Below are 19,732 nucleotides of genomic sequence, written 5' to 3' on the forward strand. Positions count from 1 at the left end.
TTTTTATCCTCCAAAAACTTTGTAAATATAATCTTTTATTTTAAATAATTTCCAATATTGCTTTAAATTAATGATATCATCTTTTTTGTTGAATGTAAATACTTGTTTTCTGAATTAAAAATTTTGCTCTGAATCTGTATAAAAATTTGTAATTTTTTTATATTTTTACTTGACAATTATACTTAAAATAGCTTATAATCTATGGTAGTGTTTTATTAAATAACCTAAAGGTGATTATAATAAGGAGGTGTCATCTATATTATGAAAAGAACTTATCAACCAAATAGAAGAAAAAGAAGTAAAATTCACGGTTTTAGAAAGAGAATGAGTACAAAAGCAGGTAGAGCTGTATTAAAGAGAAGAAGACTTAAAAATAGAAAAGTTTTATCAGCATAGGCCAACATTAGTGTGGCCTTTTCTAAAATTCAGCTTTTTATTTTTTTGTGTATAAAGTATGATAAATAGAAAGATGATATATGAATAAGGAAATTAGATTAAGAAAAAATAGAGAGTTTCAAACTGTTTATAGACGTGGAAAAAATTTTTGGAATAAAGATTTTACCATTTTCATCCGACCGACAAATAGAAAAAAAGTTAAGTTCGGAGTTTCTATTACTAAAAAGTTTGGAAAGGCGAATAAACGTAATTTGATTAAGAGAAGAATAAAAGAGATAATAAGACTTAATGTTTGTGATTTAGGATTAGGTTATGAAATGGTAATTTTACCGAAAAAAAACACTTTAGAAATTGATTACATTGAACTTGAGAGGTCTTTATTAGGACTTATAAATTTTGCTTTAAAGAAGGTTTTAAATTGAGAAAATTGATGATTTTGTTGATTAAATTTTATAGAAAATATATTTCCTACCTTTGGGGACATGGAAAATGTAAATTTACTCCGACCTGTTCTGAATATGCTATTTTGGCATATCAGAAATACAATTTTTTTAAGGCAAGTTATTTAGTTATTTGGAGAATTTTAAGATGTAATCCTTTTGGAAAAGGTGGATATGATCCACTAAAGTAGGAGGAATAAATGGCATTTTTAAGAAATTTAATGGGATCTGTATTGAAATTTATTTATGAAGGGGTTGCTTCAATTTTACCTAATGAACCTTCAAGTATTTCATATTTAGCGATTAGTATTATTATAATTTCAATAATTTTTAAAGTTGTACTTTTCCCAATATTTTTAAGTAGTATAAAAAATCAAAAGATTCAAGCGAAGTTTGCTAAAGAGCAACAAAAGATAAGAGAAAAATATAAGCATGATCCTCAAGCAATGAATCTTAAACTTATGGAGTTTAATAAAGAACATGGAATTAAACAACTTGGTGGTTGTTTACCAATGATTTTTAACTTTATTTTAGTTATAGCGATGTTTGCGGTAATGAGAGAGCCATTATTATATATTTTTGGAGATGCAAATGCTAATGTTATGAAAAACTTCCTTTGGATTAAGGATTTATCAGTTCCGGATCCACTTATATATGGACTTCCTTTGATAAATGCAATTACTCAATATATTTATTTTGATTTGAGTAATAGGGATCAAAAAGATAATCCTGCTGCAAAATCTATGGAAACTATGAAATATATATTTCCTTTAGTAATATTTATTTCTGCAAAGAGTTTCTCTGCAGGTCTTGCACTTTATTGGGCTATGACAAATATAGTAGAAATTTTATTGAGATTGGCTTTAACTGCTTACGAAAATAGAAAAATGAGTAAGGAGTAGAAAGGAGCAAAAGAATGAGTGTTGTAAAATCAGCAAAGACTGTTGATGAAGCTGTTAAACTTGCATTGGAAGAATTATCAGCTGATATTGCAGATGTTGATGTTAAAGTAATAGAAAAACCTAAGAGCGGTTTCTTGGGCTTTGGAGCAAGAGATGCTTTGGTTGAAGTTTCTTTAAAAGAAGAAAAAGAAGAAGATTTTAATGGTTTTATAGAAGAAGTTGTTGAAGAAGTTATTGAAGAAACTTGTTGTATAAAAGAAATTCCTGCTAAAAGTGAAGATGTAGAAAAGATTGAAGAATTTTTAAAGGAATTAATTTCAAAAATGGGTGTTGAATGTGAAGTAACTTCTGATGAAGATGAAGAAGCTCTTAATATATATATCAATGAATCTGATGATTTTAAGGCTTTGATTGGAAAATCAGGAGAAACTTTAGAAAGTATTCAATATATTTTAAGCATTTTTGCAAGAAGAAATACTTCTTTAGAAAAGAGAGTTTTCTTGGATATAAATGGATATAAGAAGAGAAAAGAAGAATCAATAAGAGAAATGGCGATGACTTTTGCTAAAAAATCTGTTAGATACAAAAAAGTTATGAGACTTAGACCTATGAATGCTTATGAAAGAAGAATAGTTCATTCAACTTTGCATAATATGAAGGGTGTATTTACAGTGAGTGAAGGTGAAGAGCCACATAGAAAGGTTGTTATCAAACCTAAATTTTAATATGTAATTAAAAGAACGTTTAGGCGTTCTTTTGCTTTATTGTGGAACAACAAGGAGAAAATATGGAAAATACTATTGTTGCTATTGCTACTGCTACTGGAGAATCAGGGATAGGAATTGTAAGACTTAGTGGTGAAAAGTCGATAGATATTGTAAAAAAATTTTTTAAGCCTTATGATAAAAAAGAAATAGATGAAAAATCCAATAGAATGATGAAATATGGCCATATTTACGATAAAGATGAACTCATTGACGAAGTTATGGTATGTTTTATGTTTGCACCTCATACATATACGAGAGAACATGTTGTCGAAATCTTTACTCACGGGGGCATTGTTTGTCTTAAAAGGGTTTTAAATTTATGTCTTGAAAATGGAGCGGATCTTGCAGAAAAGGGAGAATTTACGAAGAGAGCTTTTTTAAATGGCCGTCTTGATTTATCCCAAGCCGAAGGAGTTATTGACTTAATAAAGGCGAAAACGGAATTTTCTCATAAGAGTGCTATTAATCAACTTGAAGGACATTTGAGTAAAAAGATTAAAGAGTTTAGAGAACAACTTTTGGATATTTTAAGTTTTGTCGAATATTCTATCAATTTTACAGAAGATATGCAGGAAGAATTGCCTTTTGATAATGTAATTTTAAAAACTGAAAAATTAATGGCTGATATGGAAGAATTACTTGGAGAGTCTAATAAAGGAAAAATTTTAAAAGACGGAATAAATGTTTCAATCATCGGAAAGCCTAATGTTGGTAAGTCTTCCCTACTAAATAGAATTTTAAGACAAGAAAGAGCGATTGTAACTGATATTGCTGGAACTACGAGGGATTTGATTAAAGAAGACATCGAGCTTTCAGGAATCAAATTAAATATAAATGATACTGCAGGAATTAGAGAAACTGCTGATGTCGTTGAAAAAATCGGAGTTCAAAAATCTATCGAAGCAAGTGAAACTTCCGACTTAAACTTGGTACTATTCGATATTTCAAGAGAGCTTGACGAAGAAGACGAAAAGATAATAAATCTTGCTAATACAACTAAATCTATCGGAATTTTAAATAAGGTAGATTTGGATAAAAAACTGAATGAAGAAAAATTAAAAGAAAAGATAAATTTTGAATTAATTGAAATTTCTGCTCTGAAAAATGAAGGTATTTCAAAACTTGAACAGGCAATTATAGATATGTTCTTCGACGGAAAAATAGAGATTAAGGACAAGGCTCTAATTACAAATGTAAGACATGAAAATAGTCTAAAGAGCTCTTTGGAATATTTAAAATCTTTCTATGGAGATTTAAAAAATATGGTGCCTATTGACTGTTGTGAAGTGGATTTAAGAAGAGCCTATGAAGTGCTTGGAGAAATAATCGGAGAAAATATTTCCGAAAACATTTTGGACAATATTTTTTCAAATTTCTGTATAGGAAAATAAAGACGGTGTGAACCGTCTTTTTTGTGGAATGAATTAGTTTACTGTAATTTATGTATCTTCGATACATTCACTTATGCTTGAACACAAGCATAAGTGTGAGATCTTCGCAGTCGATTGTACTCAAATCAAAGATTTGAACAATCTTTGCGTCAGACCTACTATTACTTGTAAACAAGTAAAGTTAGGGCTAGATTGACTACACTTCGCTATACTACGTTTCGCTCAAGATGACGTATAAAGGAAATATCTTCGTTTGATAGCTTAACGTTAAAAGTAAATAATCTTTAATTTTCTTATAAAATATTAAAAAAAATTTTTTATATTCTTTAATATGATATATAATTTAATTTTATAGTAATAATTCACGTCATAGCACTTTGAAGAGAAATGCTCCTAACACGTCATCTCGAGCATAGTCAATCTAGCCCTAACTTTGTTTACTTGTAAACAAAAGTAGGTCTGACGGGGTCATTGTATCGTTAGATACAATTGCTCTGAAGATCTCATTACAATTATTTGTAAACAAATAATTGTAAGTCCTGTAAAGGACTCGTATAAAAAATCACCATTCTTCTGATAAATCTCTTAATTCAGGATTTACAGATTTAATCAAATTAAATTTTTTCTCTCTATTCCACTTCTTTAATTGCTTTTCTCTAGCAATTGCATCTAAAGCATATTCTGTTGTTTCATAAAATAGTAATACATTTAAGTTATATTTTTTAGAAAAACCTTTTAATAATTTATTCTTATGTTCATATAATCTTCTTTCAATATTTCTTGTAACACCAATATATAGGACATTTCTGAAATTATTAGAAATTATATATACATAAAACATATAATCCTCCTTACGAGTAAACTATTAAAACATATACAAAGATTTATATAAATTATTCTATCAAAAATAAGATTTCTATACAATACTTGATGTATCTACGATACATTTACTTTTGCTAAAGCAAAAGTATGAGATCTCCACAGTCGATTGTATTCAAATCAAAGATTTGAACAATCTTTGCGTCAGACCTACTATTGCTTGTAAACAAGCAAAGTTAGGGCTAGATTCACTACACTCAGCTTCGCTTCGTTACAGTCGAGATGACGTATAAGTGAAACAACTTCGTTTAGTAGCCAGACGTTAAAAGTTAATAACTTCAAATTGTCTTTACATATAAAATATAAAAAATAAAATAATATATCAAAAAAATTTCCAAAAAACTATTGACAATATTATATTATATGATATATAATATAATCAAAATAAAGTATTAAGAGGTAAAAGTTATGGATTTATTGAAAGAATCAAAAAAACAGATGATAAAATTAATAATGACAACTATAACGGGAAATTTCGGTAGCTCTATTTTGTCTTTTATAATTGGACTTTTGATTTTAAAAAAGACGGAATCTGCTTTAAACTTCGGCATTTCTCAAATTATAGGACCTTTAGTTGCTCTTGTTTTAGTTCCTTTTGTTGGAGGAGTTGTCGATAAATACAGTAAGAAAAAAATAATAGTAATTGCTCAAGTTTTCAGTATTGTAAGTTTGATTTTATATGCTTTAAGTTTAAATTCTAATGCTGAAACAAATTTAATTAATACATATATGTTATTAATTTGTTTAAAGGTTGCAGATCAATTTTTAAATAATGCTTTTGCATCTTCTGTAAAAAAGGTTGTATGTGAAGAGTATATTCAAAAGGTAAAATCCTTTCAACAGATTGCATCTTCAGGAGTTTATATAATTTCTCCAATTTTAGCAGTCTTTCTACTTTCAAAATTAGAATTAATTCATTTTGTACTTTTGGAAGCTGTTATTGAGTTTATAACTATTTTAATTGTACTTTTTATTAATTTTAATCTTATTAAGACTGAAGGAATAGAAAATAATGAAGAAAAGAAAGTTTTAAGACTATTCGTTGAAGGAATCAAATATATGAAAGACAAAAAGGTTTTAGTTTTTATTATTTCCTTTGCAATGTTCATAAATTTTCTTTTCGCATCAGTTTCAGTTGGACTTCCCTATGTTTTGATTAATGAGATTAAGATTTCAGATTATCTCTACGGTATTATAAATTCCGCTTTTCCTGTAGCTATAATAGTTTCTTCAATAATATTGTCAATGATGAAGGATATTGAAGCTCCTTTGGAATTTTCTTTTAAGTGGATTGGAGGAACCGCAGTAGTTTTATTGTTTTTGGGAAGTGCTTTATTATTTAAACACAGCAATATTTCATATTTTATAATATTTATGATATTTGCATTTGGAGTTAATTTTGTTGGAAATTTTGTAAATACACCGTTATTTGTTTGGTTTACAAAGGCCATTCCTGTTGAATATCAGGGAAGAATTTTCAGTATTATAGAAACGGGTTGTCAACTTCTAGTGCCACTTGGAATATTGTTCTATTCTATCTTATTTGATAAATTTAAAAGTTCATATATATTTATCTTTTCAGGGTTAGTTTTAATGGTATTTACATTTTTACCATATATATTAAAAATAGATTTAAAGACAAGTAAGCTTTAAAAGGTCTCCCCCTTTTAAATTGAGTATAAAAAAATGAGAGTTTTACTAACTCTCATTTTTTAACTTTATTTTATTGCAAAGCAATAAGGTTCCCGGGTACCCACCCGATGCGAAGCATCGTGGAAGGACGGGGTTCTTATGATATATCTTTTAATTTTCCAAATATTTTGTATTCAACTTGTTTAAGCTCTTCAATATTTTTTACTCCAAGAAGCAACATAATCATCTTTGTTTGATAGATTAGAGATTTTAAATAATCTTCAGCAAATTTATATCCGCCGTGAATTAAATATCTTAAAACTTCACCTGCAATTGCAGTCATATCGCTACCAAGTATTATCGCCTTTGCAATATCTTCTCCTGTTTTTATTCCACCGGAGCCGATTAGAGTAAAGTCTTTTGAAATGCTTCTACAATCTATTATACATTTTGCAGTTGGAATTCCCCAACCGTATATATTTGTAAAATCTAAATCCGTTCTTCTTAAATTTTCGATTTCAATGAAATTTGTTCCGCCAAAACCGCTGATGTCAATGTATTTTACACCTACATTCAGAAGTTTTTCACAAGTTTTTTTAGAAATACCGCAACCTGTTTCTTTTATAATAACGGGAACACTCGAGTTTTTAACGATATTTTCAATATTTTCTAAAATTCCTTTGAAATTTCTATCTCCTTCAAACTGAACAATCTCTTGAGCGGGATTTAGATGGAGAGAAATTGCATCGGAATTTAACATTTCAACAGCTTTTTTAACATCTTCAAGGCTTGATAATGCAGAAAGATTTGAAATGATTATATTTTTTTCATCTAAAATATCTTTTACAACCGTAAAAGTTTCTACAAGTTCTTCATCTTGTAAGGCAACTTTTTGACTTCCACTTTCAAATGCTATATTAAAATTTTTACAAAGTCTTGCTAAATCTTCATTTACATCGTAAGAAGTTTCCGCCCCACCAGTCATTGCATTTATGAGAAGTGGAAAGGACATTTTTTTTCCTAAAAAGTTTACGGAAGTATCAATTTCATCAAAATTCAAATCAGTTAATGCAAAATGTTCAACATATACATCTTCAAATAGAGTACTGGATTTGAAATTGCTCTTTAAAAAGTTTTCTAAATGTTCTTTTTTTCTCTCGTTTTCCATATTCACCTAAATTATCTGTTGTTATTTTTGTTATTAGTATTGTTATTTTTGTTATTATTTTTATTAGTATTTGAATTATTCTTGTTATTCTTGTCTGTATCTACTTGAGTGCTTCCATTTTGTTTTAATAAATAATCTCCAAACATCTCTTTAACAAGAGCATTCAATTTTGAACGATTTGGAACGAAATAACTTATATTATTTATATATGCAGATTCTCCCGGAACTATTTGAGTATTCATCTTATCTACACTTAAGTTATTTGTTTTTAAAGCTAATTTTGCAATTGTAGAGAAAGGAATATTAGTATTTACAGTCTTTTTTACAACTTCTAAAATTTGTGGAATTTTTGCGATATTTTTAGCCTTAGTCAACTCAGTAACCAATGCTTTTATAAGTAGTTGTTGAGCTTTAACACGACCAACATCACCTTCAGCATATCCTGCTCTAAATCTTGCAAATTGCAGTGCTTGCTTTCCATTTAAAATTTGTTTACCCGGTTCCAAATGAACATTATCTTCAGCAACGTCAACTTGAACAGGTACATCGACTTCAACACCACCAAGAGCATCTACTATATCCTTGACAGAGAAGAAATTTACTCTTACATAATAATCTATATCCAAATTTAAGAAATCTCTTGTAGTTTTCATAGCCAGTTTAAGACCGCCAAAGTGGTGAGCATGATTTATTTTATCTAATTTTCCTCTAACCATAACTCTTGAATCACGAGGAATTGATAGTATATCAATTTTTCCGGTTTCAAAATTAACTTTACATAAAATCATAGTGTCTGTTCTATTTTGTTCAGTTGTAGCTCCGCTGAAGTCATCGCTATCCAAACCTAAAACTAAAAATAAAAGTTCATTTTCTACAACTTGTTCAATATTATTTCCTTCACCTAAATCACTACCTACAAATTCTACTTTTGAAGTAACTTCCATAATATCTAAAACTCTATTTGCTACCCAAAAAATTCCACCAAATAGACATAAAGATATAATAAAAGTTATAATAAATTTCTTTTTCATATAAAACTCCTTACTTTATTAATTTACTAATAACTTTGAAACTAGGATGTTCTGATGTCTTAATCAAATCGAATAAAATAGTTTCAACATTAGTAATACTTGCTTCCATGTTTCTAATTAAATCTAAACCGTTTTTATAATTTTCCTGATTTCTTGAACCGACCGTTTCAAAAGGAACCAGAATTTCAAAATCATTTTTCAAATCTTTTATTGTCTGATAAACACAAATATGTGTTTCCACACCTGTAATAATTATTGATGTTTTTCCTTCATCTTTCAGTTTTAAAACTTCATCTTTAATTATAGGATAAGCTGAAAAACTGTTTTTTGAAAAATACTTTGCATCTGCTTTATTTAAAGACTCCTTAATTTCCGAAATTGTTTCGCCAAGTCCTTTTGGATATTGCTCAGTATAAATTATCGGAATATTAAGTTCATTACAGGCATTAATCAAAATATTCGTGTATTTTATAATACTTTCATTATTTTGTATAACCGGCATCAGTTTCTCTTGAATATCCAATACCAGTAAAATTGTATTTTCAATTTTCATAAAAATCTCCAAATTTAAACTTAACTAAAAAATTAAATTATTTTCCACGACACAATAAATGATGTTTTACATCAGTTGATTGATTAAAAACTTTATTGTTATACAACAAATGCAGTTTTATTATAAGTAATAAAACTGCATTTATTATACATTATATATGTTTTTTTTTCAACTAAAAAACTGAAAAATATTAATTTATGAGACATATTATATTTTTTATCTTATAATTTTATAATAAACTCTTGAAGTTATTGAGTAGATTATAAAATATATTACTGAAAAGCTAAGTACAATTGTGGCAAAACTCATTGTAAAAATTCTTATACTTTGGAATCCAAGTCCTTTAAGTATATTGTGTAGGATTGGAAAGGCGAATAATGAGTGAATTGTTGCTACAACAAGTGGTAGGAAGAAAATCCACAGTATTTGTACTCTTAAACTTTTTTTGATGATTGAGTCCGGAAGCCCTACATTTTTCATTATCTGATAATTTTGTTTATCTTCAAAGCCCTCGGAAATTTGTTTATAATATGTGATTAAAACTGTTCCTGTTATGAATATTAATGCAACTATCATTCCGAAAAATAATAGCCCGCCATTTACTTCATAAGCAAAAGCATCAACTTCAGTTTTTGAAGACAAAGAATGACTAAATATATCTTTTTGTTGAACAAATATATCATAATCTATGTGTAATCTCGTATAAAAAGCTTCCTTGTCAGCAGACTCTAAATCAAAATTAAAATCTAGGTTATATTTTAATTGTTTTTCATTATAATTAAAAGTATATTCTTCTAACATTTTGATAAAAGTTTCATTATCTTTTACAATAATTATCATCCCTTCAGCAGATATGCTCATAGGAAATAAGTTTTTTACTTTTACTAATTTATAATTCTTTCCGGCAAAATCCATACTGTCATAATTATTAAGCTTTTTAGAGTTAGAGGAATATACCACCTCATCGTCATTAAGAGTATAATTAGTATTGTTATTTTTATTAAAATCTTCCAATGTTTCAACGATTAAAAATGCTGATAATTCTTGTCTTTTACCCAAAGGAGTAATCTTTCCATTTTCATTTATTACAGGATTCATTGTAGTCTTTTTAACTGTTAGATTTTTAATTTTTTCATCTTCTTTTAATACTCTGTTTAAAATATTTAAGATTTCTTTTTTCCTTTCTTCTCCATTTTCTAATATATCTTTATTATTTCCTGTTACTGAGGATGATAAATAAAAATCATTAGGATGGATAGAATCTGTAAGGTTTTTTATACTTGAATTTATTGTCAATGTTGTAGCTAAAGTAACTATAATTGAAGTTGAAAGAAGTGTAATACTTGCAAGTGAGACGGCATTTGATTTCATTCTGTATAACATTCCTGATATTGAAAGGAAATTTTTTGCTTTGTAATATAAATTTCTATTTCTTTTTAATAATTTTAAAACTAAAATACTAAAAGCGATGAATACCAGATAAGTACCGATTATTACAGCAATAACAGCAGGAAAAAACGCAAAAAAGCTACTGAGATTCCCTTTTGAAGTAACTGAGAGATAATATCCAGCACATAGAATTATAAAGCCTAAAGTTCCAAGGATAAACTTACTTTTCGGTTCTCCCTCCGCCTTTTTTTGTTTTGAAAGGAGTTCTATAGGAGTTGATTTTCCAATTCTAAATATCATTGTTAAATATATTAATATAAATATTATAGCTAAGAATATTAAAGTCAATATTGCAGAAGAAATTGAAAAATTATAGTCCATTATTTTTGCAGTCATATTTTTAGTTATTTTATTAAGCAGAATAAATGCTAATTTTCCAAGAACAAATCCACCTGTTATAGAAAAGAAACTAACTGTAAAAAAGTTTAGTATATATTCTATTGAAATAATTTTAGCAATATGTTTTTTCTCTAAACCTAAAATACCATATAGGGCAAATTCCTTATTTCTCCTCTTAGCTAAAAAGCTGTTAGCATATAGGATAAATATAAATGTGAAAATTCCAACTATAAAAATTCCAAATTTTATAAGGATTGCTACATATTCATGATTTTTTTCGATATAATGATTTTGTCCAAGGGAAGCCATTACAAAAAATAGAGTTCCCATAATACTACTTGCTATTAAAAATGGAGTTAAAAGCAAAGCATTCGCCTTCATATTTCTAAAAGCAAATTTTGAAGCCATTTTACTTTTCATAGTTATTCACCCCGTTTAACATGATTTGAGCTTGATTTATTTTTTCAGCAAAAGTTAAGTTGTCGTCACTTCCTTTATAGATTTCGTGATAAACTCTACCATCTTTTATGAAAATTACTCTTTTTGCAAAAGCAGCGCATTTTACAGAATGAGTAACCATTAAAACGGTTTGTCCACTGTTATTTATATCGCAGAAAGTTTTCATAACTATATCTGCAGACTTTGAGTCCAAAGCCCCTGTTGGTTCGTCTGCAAGAAGCAAATCTGGTTTTGTGATTATTGCTCTTGCTATTGCAACTCTTTGTTTTTGTCCGCCTGAAACTTGGTAAGGATATTTATCCAAAATATCACTTATCTTCAAAATTGGAGCAATCTCTCCTACTTTTTCATTTATCACTGCCGGTTTAACATCTGATAAAACAAGTGGAAGATAAATATTATCTCTATTTGAAAAAGAGTCCAATAAATTAAAATCTTGGAAAACAAAGCCCAACTTTTCACGTCTAAAACTTGCAACTTCTGAATTGCTTAAAGAATTTACATTCTTTCCTCCAATAAAAACTGATCCTTCAGTTGCCCTATCCAATGTTGCTATTATATTTAAAAGAGTTGTTTTTCCACTTCCTGACTCTCCCATAACGGCAATAAATTCTCCTTTTTCAACAGAAAAATTTACATCCTTAAGAGCCTCAGTTTTTACACGTCCCATTCCTCCGTAAATCTTTTTTAAATTTCTAACATCTAATATATTCATAATTACCTCCATAAAATACTATTTTCGTTTACAATAATATTTTAGCAAAAATTTTTATGCCTAACATTTATCTAATATTACAAAAACAAAAATAACCTTACAAAGTTGTAAGGTTATTGAAATGTTAGGGGTTAAATTCCCATTAGTCTTATACTTTTTCAACTAATTTAAAACTCTCGTCAATTAAGCTCTTGACCAAATCCATATTCATATCTGAATCCAATAATATTGTAATCCAGTATTTTTTATTCATATGGTATGCAGGGAAAAAATGCTTTTTATCAATTAGACTTTCTATAAGTTCAGGATTAAGTTTTATATTCAAAACATCAATCTTTTCACTTTTATCAAGTCCCAAAGTCTTATAAGGAAGGTACATAAAAATTCCATACCATTTTTTACTATTTGAAGTCTTTATCGTCGCATGATTATTATCTTCCCAAGGTTCTTCTGGAATTGTCCCGTATTTTTCTCTTACATAGTCTAGTAATAATTTTCTGTAATCTAAAGAAGTAAAACAATTTTTTACAATATCCTCAATAAGTTCATTAACTTTTGTTCTAATTTTTGAAACAAATTTACCCTTGCTGTCAAGAACGTTAAATAAAATATATTCTTCATTAAAAGGTAATTCAATAACATTTACCTCAAAAGAGACCTTGTCTATTTTAACAATCACATTAAAGTTTTCCATATCAATATCTGATTGTAAAATATAATAATCTCCAACCTTTGAAAAACCATATGCAATTGCAAGTTTAGAATTAAAAATATTTTTGTCAAATATTTCATTATAAAACATAAAATTCTCCTAATATATATTAAAATAGCTATCACAAAAGTTTAACCACAATTTTTTATAATCACTATGAGATACAAGTTTTAAGTCTTTTATTGTAAAGATATTTCTTTTCTTTGCTTGAGAAACAAAGTAGTTGGTATCATCGTCAAACTCAGTTTCTATGGCATGAACAGTTTTAAAATTCTTTAAAAAAGCAATAAATAGCCTCGTATGACCATCAACACAGATATATTCCTCATCGGATTTTACAACTTGAATTACAATATCCTTCGAATTTTTAATAAAACTTTTAAGGGCATTTAATTTATCTTCATCAATGTAAAATTGAGAAGGTTGAATTTTATCAACTTCTAAAGTTAAAACCGGCTTCTTTTCAAAAGAAATAATTTTTTTATCATTCTCATCAAAAAAATTTAATATATGTGGAGAATAATATCTAAAATACTCAATAAGTTTTTTAAAATTTTCTCTATTTTTTCCTCTAACTAAGGCACTGTCACTAGAAATTATTTCAATTTCATAAGGTTCTTCGTCAATTAAAAATGCTCCTCTTTGTTTTAAAGCAATCTCTGAAAATAAAGGATTATTGTATTCTGTAACTCTTTTTATTTCCATTTGTTTTTCCTATATATGCAAATCTCTATTTTTTAATATATTTTTTTCGCCAAGTAATAAATTTCTTAAAAATTTTTCTAAAAATTCTGTAGTCTCAAAAACTCCATTTTTTAAATCATTGTAATTTGCTCTGACCAATGCATTTCTAAAATACCAAGAGTTTTCTGAAAATAATTCATTTCCAACTTCAAAGCCAAGAGTTTTAAGATATTTTATAAAGAAAACAGCAGTTGTTCTTGTATTTCCCTCTGCAAAAGGATGAATTTGCCATAATCTTGACACGAAAATAGCTAAATGTTTTATTATCTCATCCATATTCAAATTTTTGTAATTAAAACTTTTTTCTTGAGATAAATCATATTCCAGAGTTTTAAAAAGTTCGCTAAAACTTCCATAAGTTACACTTTTTTCATTTAAAATCCATTCTTTTTTCGTGATATTATATTTTCTTATTTGTCCTGCATGAGAGTAAATCCCTTTAAATAGTCTGTAGTGAATGGATAAATATTCATTTGGTGTAAAAGAAAAAGCAGGTTCTGTAATAATTCTTGTAATTCGTAAAGCTACTTCGTCAGCTTCCTTATTTCTCTCTTCATCTCTGCTAGGTTTTTCTTCATAATAAGCAGTAATCATTTTTTCAGCTTGATCTAATGATATTTCTCCCTCAATATTTTGCTTCGCAGTTTCAATTAAATATTTTGAAGGCTTAATTCCGTCAACATCTTGAAGTCCGATACCGATACTCCAAGCATATGCTTTTTCTTTCTTTTCAGGTTCTGTATGTTTAATATATTCTTCAAAAATATCTTTTTCCATAATTTTCTCCTAATTAGTAAATAAATTAAAAACAATAAGATGTTTATATCGAATGTATCTACGATACATTCACTTATGCTTGTATACAAGCATAAGTATGAGATCTCCAGAGTCATTGTATCAAAGATACAATTACCCCGTCAGACCTACTTTTTGTTGTTTATGAATAAACAACAAAAGTTAGGGCTAGATTCACTTCACTTCACTATGTTCCGTTTCGGTCGAGATGACGTATAAGGGAAATATCTTCGTTTGATAGCTTAACGTAAATGGTAAATAAACTTCAAAAATTTTTTAAAATTGCATAGAAAACAAAACAATTCACGTCATAGCCCTTTGAAAAGTAGAGCTCCCGACACGTCATCTTGAGCGTAGTCGAAAGATCTCAACTATTGCTTGTTTACAAGCAATAGTATTTCTGAAAGAAATACCAAAACAATCACCAATCGTCTGATAAATCTCTTAATTCAGGATTTATAGATTTAATTAAGGCAAATTTTTTATCTCTATTCCACTTCTTCAACTGTTTTTCTCGAGCGATTGCATCTAAAGCATATTCTGTAGTTTCATAAAAAAGTAATACATTCAAATTATATTTTTTAGAAAAGCCATCAATTAATTTGTTTTTATGTTCATATAATCTTCTTTCAAGATTTCTTGTAACACCAATATACAAAACATTTCTAAAATTATTAGAAATTATATATACATAAAACATAATTTTCTCCTAATCTATATTAAAATAGACTTTTACACTTGTTCCTTCGCCTAATTTTGACTCCAATTTAACTTTTTGTCCGAGTTTATCTAAAATTTGTTTAACTAAAAATAGACCTATTCCCGTTGATTTCTGGTTTTGTCTTCCATTAAAGCCTGAATATCCCTTGTCAAAAATTTTCGGAAGATCCGAATCCTTAATTCCAATTCCATTGTCTTTTATTTCGAGAGAGTTTTCTTTTTCGTTAAAAGATATTGAAACAATCCCGTTCTTTGTATATTTTATTGCATTTGATAATAACTGTTCAATTACTACCATACACCATTTGCTGTCTGTAATTACTTTTACATTCAGTTTTTTGTATTCAAGTTTTATATTGTTTGAAATAAATAGAATTGCGTATTTTTTGATTAAAGGCCTAATAATATCATCTAAATTCACAAGAGAAATGTCCATATCCGTATTGTGCTTTGACATTTTAAGATAGCTTAGAGCCATATTTGTATAATCTTCAATATAAATCAACTCTTTTTTTATATTTTTTACATTTTCATTTTCAATATCACTGTCGCAGATTAATTTTCCTGCAGTTATAGGAGTTTTAATCTGATGAATCCAAATTAAAAAATACTCTTGTAATTCTTTTTCCTTTGCCAAAAAGTCATTTCTTAAATTCAAATTAGCTTCTTCAAGTTCTTGTATCTGATTTTTTAGTTTTTTCTCTTTTTTATTTAAAAATGCCATAAAAATAAGATATACTATGAAGAAAAAAATAACTATTTCAAAGGCTAAAACATAGTTTTCAAAGCCTAAATTCATAAGGAAAAAAACAACCCAGAATACTGATAATATAAAAAATGTTGCTACCGTTACAGGTAAAATTTTTGAAATATAATTTTTAAATTTATCCATTTCTACTCCATTTTAGAATTTAGATAATATCCGCTTCCCTTTTTAGTTTGGATAAAATCATTTAAATTAATATCTGCAAATTTTTTTCTAAGTCTTGTTATATTGACCGCCAAAGTGTTATCGTCAATATAATCATCTCCATGCCAACATTTTTCCATAATTGACTCCCTTGAAGCAACTCCTCCTTTGGCTTTAAAAAGAGTTTCCAAAATCATTGTTTCCGTATTTGTAAGGGAAATTTCGTTATCATTATATTTTACTTTATTCTTATCCATATATAAAAATACATTTGCAAAACTTAAAAATTCGAAGTCCTTTGTAAAATCATAGCTTCTCCTCAAGATTGCTTTTATTTTTGCCAAAGTTACATTCAAATCTATCGGCTTAGTTATATAGTCGTCCGCTCCGAATTGAATACCCATTACAATATCGATATTTTCACTTTTTGAAGAAATGAAAATAATTGGAACATTTGAATGTTTACGGATTTCCTCACACCAAAAATAACCATTATTATATGGCAACATAATGTCCATTAAAACTAAATGTGGTTGATATTCGATAAATTCTTCGACAATTTGATTGAAATTTGAAATCCCCTTTACTTCATAATTCCAAAGCAAAAGTTCCTTTTTCAACATTTCAAATATATTTTCATCATCTTCGACAATTAAAATTTTCAAAAATATCACTCCTTTGAGTATTTTTTAAACTATTAATATTAATAGAAAAATTTATTAGCTCTTAAAAGGTTAATTGTATTAACTATTTTTTGAATATTGCTTTTTGAAGAATTCGATTCAAAATAAAATGAAAAAGCAATATCTTCCTCTGAAGAGTTTTTAATTTTGTTTTTTATTGTTTCCTTTTCATCAAAAAATTCATTTTTAAAATCCAATAAAAAATTTTCTACACCATAGACATCATATTTTAAATCAAGAGCTTCAAGACTACTAAAATTATATGACAAAGCTTGTTCCTTTTTTAATTTTGAAGTTATGGCTATATTAAAAAATCCAATTTCAATATCACATAATCCATTCAAAGTTAGGACTTTTATCGGATAAGCTTCCCTAATCCAATTTCCATTTTCTATATGATAATGGTCATTATACCAACCAGAGTCTATAGGTAAATTTTGATTTTTTATTGATGAAGCTAATACTTCTGCAATTTTTTCTATATTTGAATAAAAATTTTGTAAATCATTTAAAAATTCCATAAAACTCTCCACTTGAAAATTTAAAAAATTAAAAGATAGTTTATCTTTTTATTATTAACTAGATAAATTGATTCTAAAATAATTCTTTTAAATAAGTATAGCATAATTATTATTTTAGTTAAAGTAAAATGTAGTCATCTAAAAGCAAATATGGTAGAATTATTATAATAAAATTAAATTGGAAATAGGAGTAAAAAATGAAAAATAAATTTGGAATATATTTAATGATAGGAATAATTTTTATATTGTTTTTGTGCTCAGGCTTTTATATAGCCTATACTGTCTTATCTTATAATGATTTATACATTGGTACATATATATTTTTTTCTTTATCAATTTTAGGTTATTTCATTTTAGCATATATTATTCTTACTAGAATTCTTTTTAAATTAAAATTTCACAACGAAATTATTTGTTATTTTAATGGTGATAAATTATATACTTTAAATCATTTATTTCCAATTGATACAGATAAAATAGAAACTGTTACGATTAAATATACATCTAAATATAGAAGCAATCGTGTTTATAAGGTTTCTATTAAAGTAGAAGGTAGATTTTTCAGATATACTTTTGGAATTGGGCATATTTCAACAGATAAAGAGCAAAAAAAATATGACTATTTTTTAAAAGAATTAAAAAAACGTCATATTGATTATGAAATAAAGTAAAATTTTTTATTAATATTTTTAAAAAAGTTTTTTATAATTGTATTTATCAAAGCCTAACATCTCTTTAAAAATAATATCTATTGCAACTAGATAAAGAAGTCTGGTTCTTAAAAATATCCATTGAATATTGATATTTGATATTGTTTTTCCTTTTTTGATTTTTAGACAATTATTTCTTATATAATAGCCAGAGTGAACATAATGATTTCTTAATTTAACTATTTCTAATGCTGTTTGTTCTAAAAACTCATTTAATTTTGATTTGTCTAAAAAATCTTCTAAAGTTTCTTGTTCTAAAAATTCATCTTTTATTAAAGTTTCTATTGAAGAATAGTGGTCTGTTAGACCTTTTATAATTGAATTGCTACCTTTTTTATAATAACATTCTATAAATTTATAGAACATTAAAAAATTATCTTCGAGACTTTTTGTAGTACTATTTACTATATAAGGAATATTTCTGAATTTAGATCCACTATCTCTATATGGTATATTTTTATAACAAATTTCTAAAAATTCTATTAATGGAGTAGAAATAGATGGATTGATGTTTCTTTCTTTATAAATTACCTGATTTGAGTAGGTAGAAAATTTAAAATATGTTTTATCAATTTCTACATCCAATTTATCTATTAAGAATTTGTTTGGGATATAAATTTGCATAAATGTTATTAACTCATTAATATAGCTTGATATTTTATCATAATCAACTCTTTTAGAAAATTGAATTTCGAGATATCCATCGAAGTTTATTGAAATATTATGGTCTTTTCTATTGAAAGTGGTTTTCCAAGAATCACCTAATATTAAATTTTTTATATTTTTTTTATTAATAGATTTTAGTATTTCTTTTTTGTTTTTTGATAAGCTAATAGAATAAAGTTCATCAGTATCAATCATTTGTAAATTTGGATAGTCTATAAGATAATTTATTATTTTACTATATATTTTAATTTTTGAAATTTTTGGCTTGATTTTTAATTCTGTAAGTTTATTATAATCGATGTGACTAAAATATACATTTGATTGAAATATTGTTGTTGAATTTTTATCAGGGTTACCTAATATTGTAGTACCTCCTGAATAAAATGCATTTTTTAGAAGATAATTTTTTTTGTTGTCATAATCTATAATTAGAATATCTCGATTATCATATTTTGTACTAGTAGTAAAATATTTAACTCCATCTATATATGGAATTTCATCGTGTATATCATATTCAACTTCAACAGTAATATCTTCATAAGTAATTGAATATTCACATCTATATTTATTTTCATAATCTTGATTAAAATAGCATACAGGCATAGTTTCCTCCATTTAGTATTATTTCTTACAACACAAATTTATAGATGCATTTATGAGTTTCGTTGTCATTTATTCTCATATCATTATCTTTGGGCAATTCAAAGATGCCTAAAAACTCTCCATTTAGGTATTCACATATCTTATTTGAAGCGTGATTATCGGGATTAGCTGTTATATACAAATATTCCATATCATGCTTTTTTGCCAGTTCAAAAAGGAGTTTACAGGCTTTTGCTGAATAGTGATTACCTCTGTATTTTTCGTCAATTGTATAACCAATATTACCACCATAGAAAAGTCCTTTACTATATCCAATTCTCAAATCACATTTTCCTAATTTTTGTCCTTTTAAGTCGCATATATAAAAACTATAGGCAGGAACCCAATTAATTGCTAAATTTCCGGAATAAAATTTATCTAAAACTAATTTTATTTCATCATTTTGTAAAAAAGAAGTATCTAAAAATTCCATAAGCACCTCCAAATTGTTTTATTACATTTTACCAAATTTTTAAGAAAAACTCTACTTGTTAATATAAGTATTTAC

23 protein-coding genes are annotated in these 19,732 nt (G+C 26.9%); 8 read left to right on the forward strand and 15 right to left on the reverse strand.

What is annotated here, in order from left to right; genetic code table 11:
- The first annotated feature begins 261 nt into the window (after window positions 1-261).
- From rpmH to mnmE, 6 genes are all read left to right on the forward strand, one after another.
- Window positions 262-396 carry a 50S ribosomal protein L34 gene (rpmH, locus tag ACMX2D_RS05665; protein WP_004832453.1) on the forward strand — a complete coding sequence of 45 codons (135 nt, stop codon included), beginning with the start codon at window positions 262-264 and terminating at the stop codon, window positions 394-396.
- An 80-nt stretch (window positions 397-476) separates the two neighbouring features.
- Window positions 477-818, forward strand: coding sequence for a ribonuclease P protein component (rnpA, locus tag ACMX2D_RS05670; protein ID WP_414973085.1), 342 nt, complete (start codon window positions 477-479; stop codon window positions 816-818).
- Window positions 815-1,027 carry a membrane protein insertion efficiency factor YidD gene (gene yidD, locus ACMX2D_RS05675; RefSeq protein ID WP_414973086.1) on the forward strand — a complete coding sequence of 71 codons (213 nt, stop codon included), beginning with the start codon at window positions 815-817 and terminating at the stop codon, window positions 1,025-1,027. Before rnpA ends, yidD begins: the two co-directional genes overlap by 4 nt.
- A gap of 9 nt (window positions 1,028-1,036) precedes the next feature.
- Window positions 1,037-1,738 carry a YidC/Oxa1 family membrane protein insertase gene (locus ACMX2D_RS05680; protein WP_414971654.1) on the forward strand — a complete coding sequence of 234 codons (702 nt, stop codon included), beginning with the start codon at window positions 1,037-1,039 and terminating at the stop codon, window positions 1,736-1,738.
- Window positions 1,739-1,752: 14 nt separating this feature from the next.
- Window positions 1,753-2,463 (forward strand): RNA-binding cell elongation regulator Jag/EloR, encoded by a 711-nt coding sequence (gene jag / locus ACMX2D_RS05685; RefSeq protein ID WP_009447514.1) that lies wholly within the window; start codon window positions 1,753-1,755, stop codon window positions 2,461-2,463.
- A gap of 62 nt (window positions 2,464-2,525) precedes the next feature.
- Entirely contained in the window at window positions 2,526-3,896 is a 1,371-nt protein-coding gene (gene mnmE / locus ACMX2D_RS05690; protein ID WP_414973087.1) for a tRNA uridine-5-carboxymethylaminomethyl(34) synthesis GTPase MnmE, read from the forward strand.
- 562 nt (window positions 3,897-4,458) lie between these two features.
- Here mnmE and ACMX2D_RS05695 read toward each other — a convergent pair.
- Window positions 4,459-4,737 carry a GIY-YIG nuclease family protein gene (locus ACMX2D_RS05695; protein ID WP_414973088.1) on the reverse strand — a complete coding sequence of 93 codons (279 nt, stop codon included), beginning with the start codon at window positions 4,735-4,737 and terminating at the stop codon, window positions 4,459-4,461.
- Between the two features lie 446 nt (window positions 4,738-5,183).
- Here ACMX2D_RS05695 and ACMX2D_RS05700 point away from each other — a divergent pair, with 446 nt between their 5' ends.
- Entirely contained in the window at window positions 5,184-6,428 is a 1,245-nt protein-coding gene (locus ACMX2D_RS05700; RefSeq protein WP_414973089.1) for an MFS transporter, read from the forward strand.
- A gap of 136 nt (window positions 6,429-6,564) precedes the next feature.
- Here ACMX2D_RS05700 and fni read toward each other — a convergent pair whose 3' ends face one another.
- The 12 genes from fni to ACMX2D_RS05760 form a co-directional block, all read right to left on the reverse strand.
- Window positions 6,565-7,575 carry a type 2 isopentenyl-diphosphate Delta-isomerase gene (gene fni, locus ACMX2D_RS05705; protein WP_414973090.1) on the reverse strand — a complete coding sequence of 337 codons (1,011 nt, stop codon included), beginning with the start codon at window positions 7,573-7,575 and terminating at the stop codon, window positions 6,565-6,567.
- An 11-nt stretch (window positions 7,576-7,586) separates the two neighbouring features.
- Window positions 7,587-8,606, reverse strand: coding sequence for an LCP family protein (locus ACMX2D_RS05710; RefSeq protein ID WP_414973091.1), 1,020 nt, complete (start codon window positions 8,604-8,606; stop codon window positions 7,587-7,589).
- Between the two features lie 10 nt (window positions 8,607-8,616).
- Complete coding sequence (locus tag ACMX2D_RS05715) at window positions 8,617-9,159, reverse strand: isochorismatase family protein (protein WP_414973092.1); 543 nt, start codon at window positions 9,157-9,159, stop codon at window positions 8,617-8,619.
- Between the two features lie 216 nt (window positions 9,160-9,375).
- Entirely contained in the window at window positions 9,376-11,367 is a 1,992-nt protein-coding gene (locus ACMX2D_RS05720; RefSeq protein ID WP_414973093.1) for an ABC transporter permease, read from the reverse strand.
- Window positions 11,357-12,121 carry an ABC transporter ATP-binding protein gene (locus ACMX2D_RS05725; RefSeq protein WP_414973094.1) on the reverse strand — a complete coding sequence of 255 codons (765 nt, stop codon included), beginning with the start codon at window positions 12,119-12,121 and terminating at the stop codon, window positions 11,357-11,359. The genes ACMX2D_RS05720 and ACMX2D_RS05725 overlap by 11 nt, the downstream gene beginning before the upstream one ends.
- Window positions 12,122-12,269: 148 nt before the next feature.
- Entirely contained in the window at window positions 12,270-12,923 is a 654-nt protein-coding gene (locus ACMX2D_RS05730; RefSeq protein ID WP_414973095.1) for an MmcQ/YjbR family DNA-binding protein, read from the reverse strand.
- 9 nt (window positions 12,924-12,932) lie between these two features.
- Window positions 12,933-13,538, reverse strand: a complete 606-nt coding sequence (locus tag ACMX2D_RS05735) for a hypothetical protein (protein ID WP_414973096.1) — start codon at window positions 13,536-13,538, stop codon at window positions 12,933-12,935.
- Between the two features lie 9 nt (window positions 13,539-13,547).
- Entirely contained in the window at window positions 13,548-14,354 is an 807-nt protein-coding gene (locus tag ACMX2D_RS05740; protein ID WP_414973097.1) for a Fic family protein, read from the reverse strand.
- Window positions 14,355-14,793: 439 nt separating this feature from the next.
- Window positions 14,794-15,072, reverse strand: a complete 279-nt coding sequence (locus ACMX2D_RS05745; RefSeq protein ID WP_281703271.1) for a GIY-YIG nuclease family protein — start codon at window positions 15,070-15,072, stop codon at window positions 14,794-14,796.
- Between the two features lie 9 nt (window positions 15,073-15,081).
- On the reverse strand, window positions 15,082-15,984 hold the full coding sequence (locus tag ACMX2D_RS05750) for a sensor histidine kinase (protein WP_414973098.1): 903 nt from the start codon (window positions 15,982-15,984) through the stop codon (window positions 15,082-15,084).
- Window positions 15,985-15,986: 2 nt separating this feature from the next.
- A complete protein-coding gene (locus ACMX2D_RS05755) occupies window positions 15,987-16,667 on the reverse strand; it encodes a response regulator transcription factor (RefSeq protein WP_414973099.1) in 681 nt (226 codons plus the stop codon).
- Between the two features lie 38 nt (window positions 16,668-16,705).
- Window positions 16,706-17,206 carry a hypothetical protein gene (locus tag ACMX2D_RS05760; RefSeq protein WP_414973100.1) on the reverse strand — a complete coding sequence of 167 codons (501 nt, stop codon included), beginning with the start codon at window positions 17,204-17,206 and terminating at the stop codon, window positions 16,706-16,708.
- 197 nt (window positions 17,207-17,403) lie between these two features.
- Here ACMX2D_RS05760 and ACMX2D_RS05765 point away from each other — a divergent pair, with 197 nt between their 5' ends.
- Window positions 17,404-17,877, forward strand: coding sequence for a hypothetical protein (locus ACMX2D_RS05765; protein ID WP_414973101.1), 474 nt, complete (start codon window positions 17,404-17,406; stop codon window positions 17,875-17,877).
- 18 nt (window positions 17,878-17,895) lie between these two features.
- On the opposite strand, the gene ACMX2D_RS05770 is transcribed toward ACMX2D_RS05765, so the two are convergent.
- Both ACMX2D_RS05770 and ACMX2D_RS05775 read right to left on the reverse strand, forming a co-directional pair.
- On the reverse strand, window positions 17,896-19,185 hold the full coding sequence (locus ACMX2D_RS05770) for a hypothetical protein (RefSeq protein WP_414973102.1): 1,290 nt from the start codon (window positions 19,183-19,185) through the stop codon (window positions 17,896-17,898).
- A 25-nt stretch (window positions 19,186-19,210) separates the two neighbouring features.
- Window positions 19,211-19,657 (reverse strand): GNAT family N-acetyltransferase, encoded by a 447-nt coding sequence (locus ACMX2D_RS05775; RefSeq protein ID WP_414973103.1) that lies wholly within the window; start codon window positions 19,655-19,657, stop codon window positions 19,211-19,213.
- Between the last annotated feature and the right edge of the window lie 75 nt (window positions 19,658-19,732).

Source organism: Parvimonas oralis, from assembly GCF_047608425.1.
In the GTDB taxonomy this organism is placed as follows: domain Bacteria; phylum Bacillota; class Clostridia; order Tissierellales; family Peptoniphilaceae; genus Parvimonas.

Bases quoted from the DNA above. Each gene is read 5' to 3' on its own strand.
- ACMX2D_RS05725 (WP_414973094.1), bottom strand. From the start codon at position 12,121: ATGAATATATTAGATGTTAGAAATTTAAAAAAGATTTACGGAGGAATG.
- rpmH (WP_004832453.1), top strand. From the start codon at position 262: ATGAAAAGAACTTATCAACCAAATAGAAGAAAAAGAAGTAAAATTCAC.
- rnpA (WP_414973085.1), top strand. From the start codon at position 477: ATGAATAAGGAAATTAGATTAAGAAAAAATAGAGAGTTTCAAACTGTT.
- ACMX2D_RS05715 (WP_414973092.1), bottom strand. From the start codon at position 9,159: ATGAAAATTGAAAATACAATTTTACTGGTATTGGATATTCAAGAGAAA.
- mnmE (WP_414973087.1), top strand. From the start codon at position 2,526: ATGGAAAATACTATTGTTGCTATTGCTACTGCTACTGGAGAATCAGGG.
- ACMX2D_RS05695 (WP_414973088.1), bottom strand. From the start codon at position 4,737: ATGTTTTATGTATATATAATTTCTAATAATTTCAGAAATGTCCTATAT.
- ACMX2D_RS05750 (WP_414973098.1), bottom strand. From the start codon at position 15,984: ATGGATAAATTTAAAAATTATATTTCAAAAATTTTACCTGTAACGGTA.
- ACMX2D_RS05775 (WP_414973103.1), bottom strand. From the start codon at position 19,657: ATGGAATTTTTAGATACTTCTTTTTTACAAAATGATGAAATAAAATTA.
- ACMX2D_RS05765 (WP_414973101.1), top strand. From the start codon at position 17,404: ATGAAAAATAAATTTGGAATATATTTAATGATAGGAATAATTTTTATA.
- ACMX2D_RS05745 (WP_281703271.1), bottom strand. From the start codon at position 15,072: ATGTTTTATGTATATATAATTTCTAATAATTTTAGAAATGTTTTGTAT.
- ACMX2D_RS05700 (WP_414973089.1), top strand. From the start codon at position 5,184: ATGGATTTATTGAAAGAATCAAAAAAACAGATGATAAAATTAATAATG.
- ACMX2D_RS05730 (WP_414973095.1), bottom strand. From the start codon at position 12,923: ATGTTTTATAATGAAATATTTGACAAAAATATTTTTAATTCTAAACTT.
- ACMX2D_RS05710 (WP_414973091.1), bottom strand. From the start codon at position 8,606: ATGAAAAAGAAATTTATTATAACTTTTATTATATCTTTATGTCTATTT.
- ACMX2D_RS05735 (WP_414973096.1), bottom strand. From the start codon at position 13,538: ATGGAAATAAAAAGAGTTACAGAATACAATAATCCTTTATTTTCAGAG.
- jag (WP_009447514.1), top strand. From the start codon at position 1,753: ATGAGTGTTGTAAAATCAGCAAAGACTGTTGATGAAGCTGTTAAACTT.
- ACMX2D_RS05770 (WP_414973102.1), bottom strand. From the start codon at position 19,185: ATGCCTGTATGCTATTTTAATCAAGATTATGAAAATAAATATAGATGT.
- ACMX2D_RS05740 (WP_414973097.1), bottom strand. From the start codon at position 14,354: ATGGAAAAAGATATTTTTGAAGAATATATTAAACATACAGAACCTGAA.
- ACMX2D_RS05760 (WP_414973100.1), bottom strand. From the start codon at position 17,206: ATGGAATTTTTAAATGATTTACAAAATTTTTATTCAAATATAGAAAAA.
- ACMX2D_RS05680 (WP_414971654.1), top strand. From the start codon at position 1,037: ATGGCATTTTTAAGAAATTTAATGGGATCTGTATTGAAATTTATTTAT.
- fni (WP_414973090.1), bottom strand. From the start codon at position 7,575: ATGGAAAACGAGAGAAAAAAAGAACATTTAGAAAACTTTTTAAAGAGC.
- ACMX2D_RS05720 (WP_414973093.1), bottom strand. From the start codon at position 11,367: ATGAAAAGTAAAATGGCTTCAAAATTTGCTTTTAGAAATATGAAGGCG.